Below are 14,911 nucleotides of genomic sequence, written 5' to 3' on the forward strand. Positions count from 1 at the left end.
TTATAAGTCCTTCAGTAATACCTGACTGGCGCTTTTGTAATATTCTTCCCGCGCTTTCATTAAAATATTCCATTGACCGTGGAATTCTTCATCTATATCGATCTTGAAGTCTTCCGAACCGTGTGTATCCAGCCTGTCTATAAGGAGTGCCACATTCAGTTTATTGATATCCATAGATGGTTGATAAGCAATATCTTCGCTCTTTTCATCAGTTACCACTTCGTGTATCAGGTTGATTTCCTGCAACTCATAGAGAGTTTGATTAGTCAGGCGTATAGGTATCTGGCATTCTTCGGATATTTCTTCGGCGGTATAGGGTGGTTTATCTTTTCCAAAGCGTTTAGCTATGAGTGACATGATGAGTACGGAGATAAAATCGCGATAACGACGGCTGATATTACGTGTATCTTTGTCGAAACTGAAGTTCTTGATGTTCTGTCCGGCATACGTCAGTTCTGCACCGAAAAGACAGATTGTCCAGGAAATTTGCATCCACAGCAGAAACATGGGGAGAGCTGCGAAACTACCGTAAATGGCGTTATAACGCGATACCCACAACTGGCTACTGATATAAAGGAACTGGAAAGCCTGATGTGCCGTACCGGCGAGGATACCCGATATAAGTGCATGTTTCAGTTTTACTTTTGTATTAGGCATAAAGACGTACAGGGCAGTAAACATTAACCAGGTCAACACAAAAGGAATGAGGCGGATTAAGAACTTTCCGATAGGGGCGAGTAGGGTAAAGTCTTCTACATTCTTCAACATCGTACTCATGAATATGGAAAGACCTCCGGATACTACCAATAGAATAGGTATCAACAGAAGCATGGACGAATAGTCGGTAATTTTGCGATACATGCTACGTGCTTTCTTTACTTGCCAGATACGGTTAAAGGTGATTTCCATGTTGTTAATCAGATTGAGTACTGTCCAAAACAACATGATTAAACCCACTCCGATGAATACTCCGCTTTTTGTTTGCGACAAATAAGAGTTGACGAACTGGAAAATTATCTCCGTTGTTTCCGACGGCCCGCCAAAGCCGATAATGATTTGATTTTCCATCAAATTATCAAAACCGAAACCACGCGCAATGGCAAATAGGATGGCTAAAATAGGGACAATGGCAAGTAGTGTACTGTAGGTCAAAGCAGAGGCTTTGTTTACAATCCGGTCTTTCGTGAAACGGTTGATGCAGAGATAAACAGTCTTGATAATATTATATAAGGAGAAGGTCGTTTTGTTGACTTCATCTTCCGTGATACGCCAAATGTCGTAAGTCAGGAACTTCCAAAGGGCTGCAATACGCTGGTTCATAGTGAAGCAAATTCAAATTACTTTAAAAGAAAAAGCAGTCGGTCTGTAAGCCGGGTTCTGTTCTTCTGTTCATAAAGATGTCTTTCTTTGGAATTATTCATTCTTAATTATTACATTCTTCATTAAAGAAGTGTCTGTCATTTATCTGAGCCGCATGTCACCATACAGGCTTTAGCGGTCTACCCTCCGACATGGAGCGAGCAACTCTCATTACGCCGGTTTACATGACCTTACAACTCCTAAGACATACAGCCCTTGTGTCACCACAAGACTGGTAGGCTCTTACCCTACCTTCTCACCCTTACCATGGCTCGAAAGCTCTGGCGGTTATTTTCTTCTATGTTACTCTGCCCTCACGGACAGCTTTCTGTTAGGAAGTAGGATGCTCTATGTTGCCCGGACTTTCCTCATACGTACGAGACGCAAGCGACAGACCGACCAACTGCTTTATGGGATGCAAAGATAGCAATTTTAGATTAGAGGACGAAAAACTTTCGGATAATTCGTGAGTTAATTCCTTACCTGCTGAGTTATCGTTGTCTAGATTTTATTAATTGTTTAAAATACTTGAAAATATGTATATCTTCCGGAGTATATTTGTAGCTTTGCTAATACTAATAACTCCAAATCAATTGAATTAATGAAAAAACTATCCTTTTTTTTCACTGTATCACTGTTTATTTCCCTTTTTGCTGTCGCATCAGAAGTTGGTGATCGTATAATTCCTGTGGAAGTAGCTCAACTTTCTGACAGTTTAAAACATAAATTCGCACCGGACAAACGTGTAGCTTTGTTTGATGTAGACTATTCTTTTTCGGGAAAGAATGTGATGTTGCGTGGTGTTACAACCTCTCCTGAGGCGAAAGCGGCTTTACTTGATGGATTGGCGAAAGCAAATTACAAAGTGATGGATTGTTTACAACTACTTCCTGATGAAAAAGAATTAGAAAGCAAAACCTATGGTATTCTCAATATATCAGTCTCCAATCTTCATATTAAGCCTGACTTCTCTTCAGAAATGGTGACTCAGGGATTGATGGGTATGCCGGTACGTATCTTGCAACGTGATGGTTGGTATCGTATTCAAACACCGGACAATTACATCGCGTGGATTCATCGCGTTGGAGTTCATCCTGTAACCAAAGCGGAACTGGCTGTCTGGAACAGTGCGGAAAAAATCGTAGTAACTTCGCATTACGGTTTTGTATATTCCCAACCCAATCGGGACTCCCAAACCGTTTCTGATGTGGTAGCCGGTAATCGACTGAGATGGAAAGGAACAAAAGGTGCTTTCTATAAAGTGGCTTATCCTGATGGTCGTGAAGGATATATCCCCAAATCTGTTTCCATGCCCGAAAACAAATGGCGTGCTAGCTTGAAGCAGGATGCCGGTAGCATCATTCGTACATCTCATACCCTGATGGGGATACCTTATCTTTGGGCGGGCACTTCTTCCAAAGGTGTAGATTGTAGTGGTTTCATACGTACCATTCTTTTCATGCATGATATTATTATTCCCCGTGACGCTTCCCAGCAGGCATATGTGGGTGAACATATCGATATAACCTCCGATTTTAGTAACCTCCAACCGGGAGATTTAGTTTTCTTTGGAAGTGAGGCAACCCCTGAACGCAAAGAACGCATCATACATGTCGGAATGTATATCGGTAATAAACGCTTCATTCATTCTCAAGGTGATGTGCATATTAGTAGTTTTGACCCGGCTGATGAGTTGTTTGATGGATACAACCTCAATCGCCTTTTGTTTGCAACACGCGTATTGCCGTTTATAAATAAGGAAGTGGAGCTTAATACAACGGATACTAATGAATATTATAAATGAGGACGCTATGTCCCTAATTTATTATTTATAATTCAATCAAGAACATGTATGTTATGCAAAACAGAAGAGATTTCCTGAAGACCACTGTCTTTGCCGCACTTGGTTCCGGCATGGTTATTCATAATATCTTTGCCGGAGAGAATAAAGGTTCCGCTTGGTTCAATATCAACCGTAAATCCGGTGTGATACCCAAGATGAAATTACGTTTCTTCCCTTATGAATTGAAGTTACGCCATGTATTTACCGTTGCCACTTACTCACGAACTACTACTCCCGATGTGCAGGTAGAAATAGAATATGACGGTATTATTGGGTATGGTGAAGCTTCCATGCCTCCCTATCTGCAACGCGAATTGGGTACGATGGATAGCGTGATGGCCTTCCTGAAAAGAGTACAGAATCTTATCGGACAATTTTCAGATCCTTTTCAACTGGAAGATATCCTTACTTATATAGATAGTCTTTCACCGGGTGATACCGCCGCAAAAACGGCGGTAGATATTGCTCTGCACGATCTTGTGGGTAAGCTATTGCAAGCGCCGTGGTACAAAATCTGGGGGTTGGATAAAGATAAAGCTCCTTCCACTACCTTTACTATCGGTATAGATACCACTGATGTGGTACGTGAAAAAACAAAAGAATGCGCCGGACAATTCAATATTCTCAAAGTGAAGTTGGGGCAGGAGAATGATAAGGAAATGATCGAAACCATTCGTTCGGTCACCGATCTACCCATTGCCATTGATGCCAACCAAGGCTGGAAAGATAAGCGTCATGCTCTCGACATGATTTATTGGTTGAAAGAAAAAGGTATTGTCATGATAGAACAGCCGATGCCGAAAGAACAGCTGGATGATATTGCTTGGGTGACACAGCAAAGCCCGTTGCCGGTGTTTGCCGATGAGTCTATCCAACGGTTGAAAGATATTGTCGCTCTGAGAGGTGCTTTTACAGGCATCAATATCAAACTGATGAAATGTACGGGTATGCGTGAAGCTTGGAAGATGGTGACTCTGGCACGTGCATTGGATATGAAAGTGATGGTGGGGTGTATGACGGAAACATCCTGTGCCATTTCTGCGGCTTCACAATTCTCTCCGGCTGTAGACTTTGCTGATTTGGATGGTAGTCTGTTGATTGCCAATGATCGTTTCAAAGGTATGGAGGTGGTAAGAGGAAAAATAACGTTACCCGATTTGCCGGGTATTGGGGTTGTGAAATTACAGTAGTTTTTTTATGTCTTCAATGTCAGTCTTTTAACATGTCAGTAATCGTACATAAATGCTAATTTGTCAGTCCCTGCCGTTAATCGCTGTTAAGCTCTAAATATCCACTGTTAAAAGAGAACAAAAAAGAGTGACAAGCTGAATAACTGAATGATTTTTGTCGTTATTTTAACGTCGAAATGTTAAATAAAACTCGAATATTAACAGTTTAAAAAGAATAGAAGTAGTATGAAACAGACAACAAAAAACATCCTTGGAGTTGCAGCAATCGTAATCCTCAGTTCGGGGGTAGCAGGTGTCACCACCTATAAGATGCTGCAAAAGGAAAGCCCCGCTGCTTTCAGCGAAATGTTTGAGCAAAACCCCAGTGTGCGTTTGGCTTCTTATAGTGCGAGCGATGCCCAACCGGTGGATTTGACACAAGCGGCAGAAAATTCAGTTCATGCTGTTGTACATATACGCTCCACTCAGGCTTCCAAAGTACAGGAAGTAGAGGTAAGAGACCCTTTTGCAGATATCTTCGGTGATTTCTTCGGCGGGCGTGGCGGTACACAGAAGCGTCAGATACAGACTCCGGAACGTACCGGTTTCGGTTCAGGTGTCATTATCTCTAAAGACGGATATATCGTAACGAACAATCACGTGATTGCCGGTGCAGATGAAATCAGTGTAACCTTGAACGATAACCGTCAGTTCAAAGGGCGTATCATAGGTACGGATGAAGAAACGGATTTGGCTTTGATTAAGATTGAAGGTGATGATTTCCCGACAATTCCGGTTGGTGATTCGGATGCTCTGAAAGTAGGAGAGTGGGTACTTGCAGTAGGTAACCCTTTTAATTTGACCTCTACTGTAACTGCCGGTATCGTCAGTGCAAAGGCACGTGCCTTGGGTATGGGAGACAAGAGTATCGAATCTTATATTCAGACAGATGCTGCCATCAATCAGGGTAATAGTGGCGGTGCATTGGTAAATGCAGCCGGTGAGCTGATTGGTATCAATGCAGCTTTGTTTTCTCCGACGGGTTCTAATACCGGTTATGGATTTGCTATCCCTACCAGTATCATGAAAAAAGTAGTTGCCGATATCAAGCAATTCGGTACTGTGCAACGTGTTAAGTTAGGTGTAAGTGTCACTACCCTTACCGAAGAACCGGGTGATACTCAGGTTGCCGATAAAGATGGTAAGAAATGGAGCGAGATAAAGAGCGATGCCCGTAAGAGATTTGGTGTAGTAGATGGTCTTTGGGTGCGTGAAATTGTTGACGGTGGTTCTGCTGCCGGTTCGGATATCAAGGTAGACGATGTTATCATCGGTATAGACAATAAAGCTATCCATAAATTCGCCGATTTGCAGGAAGCTTTGGCTAAATATCGTCCGGGTGACAAGGTGAAAGTTAAACTGATGCGTGACAAGAAGGAAAAGACTGTAGAAGTTACATTGAAGAACGAACAAGGTACGACGAAAGTTGTGAAAGATGCCGGTATGGATATTCTTGGTGCAGCATTCAAACCCGTATCCGATGATTTGAAAAAACAACTCAATTTAGGTTATGGCTTGCAAGTTACCGGTGTTTCCAATGGTAAAATGGCAGATGCCGGTATCCGTAAAGGGTTTATTATCCTGAAAGCTAACGGCCAGCAAATGCGTACCGTAGAAGATTTGGAGAATGTGATGAAGGCAGCTGTGAAGTCTCCCGATCAGGTACTCTTCCTCACGGGTATATTCCCTTCAGGTAAACGTGGTAACTTTGCGGTTGATTTGACTCAGGAATAAAAAGTTTTACGATTTGATGATTTACGATTTGATGATTGAAGTTCGTTTTGATTTATGAAGTGTAAAGTATTAGGTATTAGTATAAAATATAATGTGGTAACTTTAATCGTAAATCGTACATCGTCAAATTGTAAATTATTCAATTGTAAATCCAAAGGGTTGTAATAATCGCAAACAAAGACGAAAAGAGAGGATGCCGGTAAAACATTTGCCGGCATCCTTTTTGTTATGGGTGATTAAGATATAAATAAGGTGAAAAAGTTAGGCTAGGATTGTTCGTATCAAAATAAATTGTCGTAACTTTGTCACCCAAATCTGTTTTAGAAGAATGAGACAATTAAAAATTACAAAAAGTATCACTAACAGAGAGAGCGCTTCTCTTGACAAGTATTTGCAGGAAATCGGACGTGAAGACCTCATTACGGTTGAAGAAGAGGTAGAGCTTGCTCAACGCATCCGTAAAGGTGATCGTGTTGCACTGGAGAAATTGACACGTGCCAATCTGCGTTTCGTTGTATCTGTAGCCAAACAGTATCAGAATCAAGGTTTGAGTTTGCCCGACTTGATTAATGAGGGTAATTTAGGATTGATTAAGGCTGCTGAGAAATTCGATGAAACACGTGGTTTCAAGTTCATCAGTTATGCAGTGTGGTGGATACGTCAGTCCATTCTGCAAGCTTTGGCAGAGCAGTCGCGTATTGTGCGTCTTCCGTTGAACCAGGTAGGTTCGCTGAACAAAATCAGCAAGGCCTTCTCTAAGTTCGAGCAGGAAAACGAGCGTCGCCCGTCTCCCGAGGAACTTGCCGATGAACTGGAAATCCCTGTTGACAAAATCTCTGATACGTTGAAGGTTTCCGGACGTCATATTTCGGTGGACGCACCTTTCGTTGAAGGAGAAGACAACAGTCTTTTGGATGTGTTGGTCAACGACGATTCTCCTATGGCTGATCGCTCTTTGGTGAACGAGTCTCTTGCGAGGGAAATTGATAGAGCTCTTTCTACGTTAACCGATAGGGAAAAAGAAATCATACAGATGTTTTTCGGTATCGGACAACAAGAAATGACATTAGAAGAAATCGGCGACAAATTCGGTCTCACACGTGAGCGTGTCCGCCAGATTAAGGAAAAAGCAATCAGAAGATTAAGACAAAGTAATCGTAGTAAATTGCTCAAATCTTATTTGGGATAAATAAGAAATATCAGTTTTCGACAAATAGAAGAAATCTAAAAACCGGTCTGTCTTTTAAAGATAGCCGGTTTTTTTTCTATCTTTGCAACGAGTTAATATGCTGATATGTCAATGCTCGGTTGGTAATTCTGTATTGTGGCGTAGCAATTAGCACATTATCGCATCATCACATTAACACATTATTATTATGAAGTACGTAAAAATAGTATTTGCAGTAGCGCTTGTATTCACTTTGTGTTCGGCTTTCACTATGAAAGGAGGTCATAAACCGGTCTATGCTTTCGGGGTAGCGGCATCTTTCAATGATACAGTAGTGTATTATACTGAAATCCAGCAGTTGGACAGTGTTTCTTTGGATAAGAATAATTTTTTACCTAGACGTGAGATGTACAGCTATCAGCTGAAGAACTATCTGGAATATGATTTGAATAAACCTGATTATACTTGTATGATTTATTTTGCCGAAAGCAAAACTAAACTAGAGAAAGAAGCCGCGAAAGTAAAGGCAAAATATAAAAAGACTACCTTGTCTCTACAAGCTATTGATCCGGCGTCATTCACCTTTAAGAAACCTGAAGAATAATTCTTTATTCCTCCTGTTCCCATGAAGTTGCGTATCTGTTTCTTTTTGTTGTTAGGGCTGACATTTTTTCTGTCCGCGTGTGATAATGATGATCCTGAACCGGGAAAGGGGAAAGGTACGCGAACTGTTTTGGCGTATATCATGGCGGATAACAATTTATCGAAGTTTTCTGCTGATGATATCAATGAAATGATGGAAGGGATGAAACAGGTCAATGCATCCGGTTGTAATCTTCTGATATATACAGATGAACAATATTCTACTCCGGCGCTTTATCATATCTACAAGAATAAGAAAGGAATAGTACAGAAAGAAGCGATCAGGGAATATGAAGAGCAGATATCTACAGATGCCGCGGTGATGCAGGAAGTTATACAACGTGCGTTCTCGGAATATCCGGCTGACAGTTACGGGTTGATAATTTGGTCGCATGGCGAAGGTTGGATACCCAGTCCTCTGCCTGTAAAGAAGAATGTCTCTACGCGTTGGATAGGGCAAGATACCACAGATGGCACTCACTATCTGAATATAACCGATATGGCTTCTGTATTCGAAACAGTACCTCACCTGGATTTTATATTATTTGATGCCTGTTTCGGTCAGTCAATAGAAGTTGCTTACGAACTGCGTAAGTATACTGATTATATCATTGGTTCACCAACAGAGATACCGGGACCGGGTGCCTCCTATGATAAGGTTGTACCTGCTATGTTTAAGGAAGCGAATGTCGGTATAGAGATAGGAAAAGCCTATTATGAACCTTATGAAGCTAAATATACAGGAGCTATTCCGAGTGATAATTCCAACTGGACTGGTGGGGTTTCAGTTTCTGTAATAAATTGTGCCGCTTTGGAAGAATTAGCGTCCGTGACGAAACAAACCCTTACCGAAGTGGAGCGGAATACGCTTTTAAACGGCAACTTGTTTGATTATGATAAACGTAGCAAATATAGTTCGGGGTACGTAGGATACTATGATATGAAGCAGTTGATGCAATACCTTTCGGCTGATATGAATGCATGGACTTCTGTTGCTGATGATGTTATTATCTATTGGAGGTCTACCCCCAAAAATTTTTCCGGTATCATACAATCTATGTTCCCCCTTCCCCAAGAAGCTACCTGTGGTATGTCTCATTATATTCCTGTTTTCCCCACATCTGCCGCCACTACTGCTTATCGCTCCACTGCATGGTATGAAGCTGCCGGCCTTTCCAAACTGAATTGGTAATATCCCTGATTTCATTGTAAATTACTTGTTTAACATTATTTTCCAATGGAAATTATTATATATTGGAAAATATTGTTTCCTTTGTATCATCAAATTTAAAACAAAGAAGTATGAAATATGTAATTATTGGTGGTGTGGCAGGTGGTGCAACGGCTGCTGCCCGATTAAGAAGAGCGGATGAGCAGGCTGAAATCCTTTTATTAGAAAAGGGGAGGTACATTTCTTATGCCAATTGTGGTTTACCTTACTATATAGGTGGTGTTATAACCGAGCGGGAAAAATTGTTGGTACAAACCCCTGAATCCTTTGGCAAACGTTTTCGTATTGATGTACGTGTACAGAACGAAGTAATTGCTATTCATCCGGAAAACAGAACTTTGGTTATTCGTAAGTCCGACGGACAAGAATATGAAGAGACTTATGATAAGCTTTTGCTTTCTCCGGGTGCCAATCCTGTGAAACCTCCTTTAGAAGGTATTGATTCCGAGGGTATTTTTACTCTTCGTAATGTAGAAGATACCGATCATATCAAGGCTTATATCACAAACAAGCAAGTAAAACGTGCTGTAGTGGTAGGTGCAGGTTTTATCGGATTGGAAATGGCTGAAAACCTGCACCATGCCGGTGTTACCGTCTCTGTCGTCGAAATGGGAAATCAGGTCATGGCGCCTATCGATTTTTCCATGGCCACCTATATCCATCAGCATTTGACGCAAAAAGGCGTTTCCCTTTATCTGGAAGAAGGTGTCACACACTTCGAGCGTACAGAAAAAGGAATAACTGTTTTCCTGAAAAGTGGCAAGACAATTCCTGCCGATATGGTATTACTCTCTATCGGTGTACGTCCGGCGACGGCATTAGCGCAACAAGCCGGTTTGAAACTCGGTGAAACAGGCGGAATTTGGGTAGACGAACATTTGGAAACCTCTGTAAAGGATATCTATGCCGTAGGTGATGCCATTGAATACCCTCATCCGTTGACCGGAAAACCATGGCTCAATTATCTGGCCAACCCCGCTAACCGTCAGGGGCGTATTGTTGCCGATAACATGGCATTCGGTAATACTGTTTCATACGAAGGTGCTGTTGGGACCTCCATTGCTAAAGTTTTTGATATGACTGTGGCATCAACGGGACTTGCCGCCAAGCGGCTCAAGCAATGGGGGATGGAATATCAAAGTTCTGTCACTCATTCTGCCGCTCATGCCGGTTACTATCCCGATGCGTTACCATTGACATTGAAACTTACTTTCCATCCCAAAACCGGTAAAATCTATGGTGCGCAATGTGTAGGATACGATGGGGTTGATAAGCGTATTGACCAGATTGCCATGCTCATCAAACATGGTGGAACAGTTTATGATCTGATGGAAACGGAACATGCCTATGCACCTCCTTTCTCATCTGCCAAGGATCCTATTGCCATTGCCGGATATGTAGCTTCTAATATAATCAGTGGTGCCATGCCTGTTATCTCCTGGCGCGAACTGGTAGCAAAAAAGAATGAAGTGATGTTGATCGATACCCGTACTCCTGAGGAGTTCTCATTCGGTACAATTCCAGGGGCGATCAATATTCCCCTGGACGAGATGCGTGAACACCTATCGGAAATACCTGCAGATAGACCGGTTGTATTGTTTTGCGCTGTCGGTTTGCGTGGCTATCTGGCACAACGGATTTTGATTGGACGAGGCTATAAAAACACTCTGAATTTGATTGGTGGTTATAAAACCTATTCCACAGCAGTGGCACCGGTGGAGACAGTTGAGGTTTCTCCTGTTTCTATGCCGAAAATTCCGAATAACTCCACTAAAGAACCGTTGAAGATTAATGCATGTGGCCTGCAATGTCCGGGTCCCATTATGCAGGTGAAAAAGGCAATGGACTCTATATCTGTAGGAGAACGTGTGGAAATTGTTGCAACCGATGCCGGTTTTGCCCGTGATGCTTCTGCTTGGTGTGATACCACCGGAAATAAGCTGATAGAGAAATATGAGGAAAAAGGACGTTACACGGTGTTGCTCGAAAAAGGAGATAGCTCTTGTGTCTGTTCATCCGGTATGCCTTCTGCAGGAGGACGGGGAAAAACGTTGATTTTGTTCAGTGACGATTTGGATAAAGCATTGGCAACTTTTGTACTTGCCAACGGTGCAGCCGCAACGGGACAGAAAGTCACGGTCTTTTTCACATTTTGGGGATTGAATGTGTTGAAAAAAGTACAGAAACCCAAAGTAGCGAAAGATTTTTTTGGAAAGATGTTCGGTATGATGCTTCCGTCGAGTTCTCTGAAGTTGAAACTGTCGCAGATGAATATGTTCGGCATGGGTAGCCGGATGATGCGTTTCCTGATGAAAAGGAAAGGTATAGATTCTTTGGAAGCGTTACGTTCACAGGCATTGGCTCAAGGGGTAGAATTTATAGCATGTCAAATGTCTATGGATATGATGGGCATCCGGCGCGAAGAGCTCCTTGATGATGTTACTATCGGTGGGGTAGCTACCTATATGGAACGTGCGGACAAAGCGAACGTAAATTTATTTATATAAGAATGATATGGAAACTTTATGTAGGATACGTGATATTTATCGGGCTATTGCTGAGTTTGAAACGCAATTTATGCATAGCTATGATCTTTCGTTGAACGAGGGAATGTTACTTTGTACTTTACTCGACCATCCCAAACTGACTTCCAGTGAAATAGCGGAAGCGTTGGGCTTATCGGCATCCAATACTTCCAAAGTTATTCGTTCGGTAGAGGAAAAGAAACTGGTCGCTCGTTTAGTAGGTAAGATTGACAAGCGTCAGATGCATTTTGCGTTGACACCCGAAGGCAAGGAGCGTATTATGGCAATAAAGAGTGATACTCCTGCGATACCTCCTTTATTGCAATCCATAGTCTCTTGATATCTGGGTTCATTCATGGTGATAGGGCCCCCCATTCAGTATCGTCATGACGCGGTATAACTGTTCTACGAAAATGAGCCGCACCATCTGATGTGAAAACGTCATACGTGAAAGAGACATCTTCTCGTGTGCGGCTTCATATACTTTGGGGGAGAAGCCGTATGGCCCTCCAATGACGAAAACGAGCCGTTTGTTTACGGTATTCATCTTGCGCTTCATATAGTCTGCAAACTCTATGGAGCGCATTTCTTTTCCTCCCTCGTCCAGCAACACCACTACATCTCCCGGCTGAAGCGCCTTCAATATCAATTCACCTTCCTTTTCTTTCTGTACTTCCATAGAAAGGCTTTTAGTATTTTTCAGTTCAGGAATAACCTCCATCTCAAACGAAAGATATCGTTTGGTACGTTGTACATAGTCATTGATAGCTGTAATAAAGTGTTGCTCTACGGTTCGTCCTACGACGAGTAAGATCGTTTTCATGTGATTTTGCTTATTTTTCTGCAAAAATAGTTCTTTCTTGTGATAATTTCATTTTTAAGCATATTCAATTGCTCCATCCTATTACCGGAATGAAGTTAACTTATCTATGTGTAATTAGTTAACTCCTTACTGTCTATTAAGTTAACTTGATAGTATTTATTAAGTTAACTTCCTTACACTTATTAAGTTAACTTCCTTCCCGTAATGATGTTAACTTCCCGTTTTCTTCCTTTCCTTCACGAGTGCCGATACCATGTATTTCCCTTTGGCAATCACTTCTCCCCATCTTGTGGAGTGTATCACCTGCCATACATACCCTCTCAGCCTTCCGTAATCAGACAGCCTGAGTATTGCATTAACCTCTTCCGGGTTGGTAATACGCATTTGCTGCAGAGTGAACATCAGCCCGTCATAGTTATGGGTCTGCCTGTTGTATGCATATCCCGGCGGTGTCAGGAAAGGACTCCCTGCAGGACTTCCTCCTTCCCTGACTGCTATGCTTTCCTCTACTTTACTTTGCTTTACTTTATTTTGTCCCGGATTGTCTTCATTTGCGGGTGTATTGTCTTCATGCTGCATGCAATTTTTCTGATTTTGCGCGCATCCGTTTCCTTTTCCCTGTTTATTCCCCCCTCCGGTCTGCTTGTTTTCTTCTCCCGTTTGGTTGCCTTCCTTTTCGGTCTTGGCGTTATTATCCTCCCCTTTATCTCCGTTGTCCTTTTCAACCAGCAGATAGGGTAGGGAACCCGTCTCCCTTTTCCTCCGCTTGGTGGCCTCCATCCATATCTTCTGTATCCCCGCCGAAGTCAGTACATGCTGTTCCTCATAGCATTCCCTGTCGAAGAACCCTTTCTCCACCAGGATATTTACAATACTCCCCATGCGTTTTTCCTCAATCCCCGTCTTATGTGAGAAGAGCGTGCATTGCTCTTCCCCCCACGGGAGGTAATATCCCTTTTCCTTGTACATCTTGCACAGCAGCTTCATCACCGCTGCTTCCCCCTCGAGCCCGTATTTGGCTTCCACCAACTCGATGGGGCCGTCCTCAAAGAAATTCACATTCAACGGGAAATACATGATTCCCCCATAATTCATTGCCATACTTCAACTCTTTATTTTTTGTTTTCCATTCTATAATCCGGTCCGTTACTTTCGTCTTTCCATTTTCAACCGGCTACCTGTCTCCACTCCAGGAAGTTCTCTATCAGGAAGCTCCTCCATGCCTGCAAGTCTATGTCCCAGTATACCACCGTTCCCGTCACGTTCAGTATGTCATACTCTTTCCTGAACGCTTCCCTGTAGGGCAGCAGCGTCGCCTTCACCAACTTGAACGTGCCGTCCTGCCTGTGGTACGCCACCAACGCGCACCCGTATTGCATGTAGTCGATGAGTTCCTCGACCCTCTGCACCATCCATCCCGCACAGTTCTCCGTGTATCCCTTTTCCGTCATGATACGTATTTTCCAGAGTTTTCTCTTTGCCCCGTGAAGTGAGGCTTTCTTTTTACTCATTGCCATTCTCTCAATTTTTAGTTGTTTATAAATCGGTCAATTAATACTTGTTTAACAGGTGTTTGGCAGTACACAAAAAAAGATGCCGCCTTGTTTTGGAAGAAGCGGCATCTTTTCTTGGTTTGGCCTTATCCCTGCAACAGTGCTGCAAAGATACGTCCCTTTCGTGACAGGTTGTCCACCGATATTTACGGGCGGTTCTATAGGTTGTTTTTGTTATTTCTTTTTATTGTTTTCCTTTGGTTTCTTACCGGTTTTTTCCCGCAGTAATTCCTTCCTTATTTCCGTGATGTCCTGCTTTATGGTGTTGTACGACAAGGGTTTCCCGTTCCTGGTTTCCAGAATTTTCAATCCGGTGAGGAACCTGCATAGCGTTGCCGTCCCATAACTTGGGTCCACTCCCATGTCCCCCGCAAGGAATGAGGCCAGGAATTCCCTCTCTATCCTCGTCCGTTCTCCGCATACTCCTGTGATATTCCCTCCCGGTGTGGGTCCGGGTCTTGCGCTAACTTTTTGTTTGACAGTTCCATTACTCTTGTTCTTTTTGTTTACAGCCGTTTTTTTTACTTGCTGTTTTCTTGATTTTCTGTTTCATTTTTAAAGTCTTTATGCCGGTATTTACCGTTGGATAAAGTGTCATTAATAACGAAATTACGGCTAATGGCCGGAATACGCAACAAAAGGGGGATTGTTTTATTGTAAAAATCTTGTAAGATGTTGTATTATAGGATGGTATGTGCTAAATGCAGGGGTGTCTTTTAAACGTTCATTTAATGTCCACAAAGATACGGGGTATTTCCGAACTGTGCAAAATGTTTAATAAAAATATTTTTATCGCAATTAATA

Annotated in this window: 13 protein-coding genes and 1 other RNA gene; 8 read left to right on the forward strand and 6 right to left on the reverse strand. The window is 42.4% G+C overall.

Features of this window, described 5'->3' with window-relative positions; translation table 11 throughout:
• Complete coding sequence (locus C1A09_RS09510) at positions 1-1,320, reverse strand: YihY/virulence factor BrkB family protein (protein WP_101543360.1); 1,320 nt, start codon at positions 1,318-1,320, stop codon at positions 1-3.
• A 30-nt stretch (positions 1,321-1,350) separates the two neighbouring features.
• Positions 1,351-1,766: RNase P RNA component class A (rnpB, locus tag C1A09_RS09515), an RNA gene on the reverse strand.
• Between the two features lie 194 nt (positions 1,767-1,960).
• Here rnpB and C1A09_RS09520 point away from each other — a divergent pair.
• The 8 genes from C1A09_RS09520 to C1A09_RS09555 all read left to right on the forward strand — a co-directional run bounded on the left by C1A09_RS09520 (position 1,961) and on the right by C1A09_RS09555 (position 12,071).
• Positions 1,961-3,163, forward strand: coding sequence for a C40 family peptidase (locus C1A09_RS09520; protein WP_101543361.1), 1,203 nt, complete (start codon positions 1,961-1,963; stop codon positions 3,161-3,163).
• Between the two features lie 53 nt (positions 3,164-3,216).
• On the forward strand, positions 3,217-4,392 hold the full coding sequence (locus tag C1A09_RS09525) for a dipeptide epimerase (RefSeq protein WP_101543482.1): 1,176 nt from the start codon (positions 3,217-3,219) through the stop codon (positions 4,390-4,392).
• 225 nt (positions 4,393-4,617) lie between these two features.
• Positions 4,618-6,165, forward strand: coding sequence for a trypsin-like peptidase domain-containing protein (locus tag C1A09_RS09530; protein ID WP_101543363.1), 1,548 nt, complete (start codon positions 4,618-4,620; stop codon positions 6,163-6,165).
• Between the two features lie 328 nt (positions 6,166-6,493).
• Positions 6,494-7,354 carry a sigma-70 family RNA polymerase sigma factor gene (locus tag C1A09_RS09535; RefSeq protein WP_002561589.1) on the forward strand — a complete coding sequence of 287 codons (861 nt, stop codon included), beginning with the start codon at positions 6,494-6,496 and terminating at the stop codon, positions 7,352-7,354.
• A gap of 187 nt (positions 7,355-7,541) precedes the next feature.
• Positions 7,542-7,937 carry a hypothetical protein gene (locus C1A09_RS09540; RefSeq protein ID WP_101543365.1) on the forward strand — a complete coding sequence of 132 codons (396 nt, stop codon included), beginning with the start codon at positions 7,542-7,544 and terminating at the stop codon, positions 7,935-7,937.
• 21 nt (positions 7,938-7,958) lie between these two features.
• On the forward strand, positions 7,959-9,167 hold the full coding sequence (locus C1A09_RS09545; protein ID WP_101543367.1) for a clostripain-related cysteine peptidase: 1,209 nt from the start codon (positions 7,959-7,961) through the stop codon (positions 9,165-9,167).
• A gap of 110 nt (positions 9,168-9,277) precedes the next feature.
• Positions 9,278-11,713, forward strand: a complete 2,436-nt coding sequence (locus C1A09_RS09550; protein ID WP_101543369.1) for an FAD-dependent oxidoreductase — start codon at positions 9,278-9,280, stop codon at positions 11,711-11,713.
• A gap of 7 nt (positions 11,714-11,720) precedes the next feature.
• Positions 11,721-12,071 carry a MarR family winged helix-turn-helix transcriptional regulator gene (locus tag C1A09_RS09555; RefSeq protein WP_101543372.1) on the forward strand — a complete coding sequence of 117 codons (351 nt, stop codon included), beginning with the start codon at positions 11,721-11,723 and terminating at the stop codon, positions 12,069-12,071.
• A 9-nt stretch (positions 12,072-12,080) separates the two neighbouring features.
• On the opposite strand, the gene rlmH is transcribed toward C1A09_RS09555, so the two are convergent.
• The 4 genes from rlmH to C1A09_RS09575 all read right to left on the reverse strand — a co-directional run bounded on the left by rlmH (position 12,081) and on the right by C1A09_RS09575 (position 14,528).
• On the reverse strand, positions 12,081-12,554 hold the full coding sequence (gene rlmH, locus C1A09_RS09560) for a 23S rRNA (pseudouridine(1915)-N(3))-methyltransferase RlmH (protein WP_101543374.1): 474 nt from the start codon (positions 12,552-12,554) through the stop codon (positions 12,081-12,083).
• A gap of 210 nt (positions 12,555-12,764) precedes the next feature.
• Positions 12,765-13,655 carry a DUF4373 domain-containing protein gene (locus C1A09_RS09565; RefSeq protein ID WP_101543376.1) on the reverse strand — a complete coding sequence of 297 codons (891 nt, stop codon included), beginning with the start codon at positions 13,653-13,655 and terminating at the stop codon, positions 12,765-12,767.
• A gap of 65 nt (positions 13,656-13,720) precedes the next feature.
• Entirely contained in the window at positions 13,721-14,071 is a 351-nt protein-coding gene (locus C1A09_RS09570; protein ID WP_101543378.1) for an SH3 beta-barrel fold-containing protein, read from the reverse strand.
• A 241-nt stretch (positions 14,072-14,312) separates the two neighbouring features.
• Positions 14,313-14,528 (reverse strand): hypothetical protein, encoded by a 216-nt coding sequence (locus C1A09_RS09575; protein WP_180949203.1) that lies wholly within the window; start codon positions 14,526-14,528, stop codon positions 14,313-14,315.
• Positions 14,529-14,911 lie beyond the last annotated feature (383 nt).

This window comes from Bacteroides cutis (assembly GCF_900241005.1).
Classification (GTDB): Bacteria; Bacteroidota; Bacteroidia; order Bacteroidales; family Bacteroidaceae; genus Bacteroides; species Bacteroides cutis.

Coding starts and splice junctions, on each gene's coding strand:
- C1A09_RS09510 (WP_101543360.1), bottom strand. CDS start 1,320: ATGAACCAGCGTATTGCAGCCCTTTGGAAGTTCCTGACTTACGACATT.
- C1A09_RS09520 (WP_101543361.1), top strand. CDS start 1,961: ATGAAAAAACTATCCTTTTTTTTCACTGTATCACTGTTTATTTCCCTT.
- C1A09_RS09525 (WP_101543482.1), top strand. CDS start 3,217: ATGCAAAACAGAAGAGATTTCCTGAAGACCACTGTCTTTGCCGCACTT.
- C1A09_RS09530 (WP_101543363.1), top strand. CDS start 4,618: ATGAAACAGACAACAAAAAACATCCTTGGAGTTGCAGCAATCGTAATC.
- C1A09_RS09535 (WP_002561589.1), top strand. CDS start 6,494: ATGAGACAATTAAAAATTACAAAAAGTATCACTAACAGAGAGAGCGCT.
- C1A09_RS09540 (WP_101543365.1), top strand. CDS start 7,542: ATGAAGTACGTAAAAATAGTATTTGCAGTAGCGCTTGTATTCACTTTG.
- C1A09_RS09545 (WP_101543367.1), top strand. CDS start 7,959: ATGAAGTTGCGTATCTGTTTCTTTTTGTTGTTAGGGCTGACATTTTTT.
- C1A09_RS09550 (WP_101543369.1), top strand. CDS start 9,278: ATGAAATATGTAATTATTGGTGGTGTGGCAGGTGGTGCAACGGCTGCT.
- C1A09_RS09555 (WP_101543372.1), top strand. CDS start 11,721: ATGGAAACTTTATGTAGGATACGTGATATTTATCGGGCTATTGCTGAG.
- rlmH (WP_101543374.1), bottom strand. CDS start 12,554: ATGAAAACGATCTTACTCGTCGTAGGACGAACCGTAGAGCAACACTTT.
- C1A09_RS09565 (WP_101543376.1), bottom strand. CDS start 13,655: ATGGCAATGAATTATGGGGGAATCATGTATTTCCCGTTGAATGTGAAT.
- C1A09_RS09570 (WP_101543378.1), bottom strand. CDS start 14,071: ATGGCAATGAGTAAAAAGAAAGCCTCACTTCACGGGGCAAAGAGAAAA.
- C1A09_RS09575 (WP_180949203.1), bottom strand. CDS start 14,528: ATGCGGAGAACGGACGAGGATAGAGAGGGAATTCCTGGCCTCATTCCT.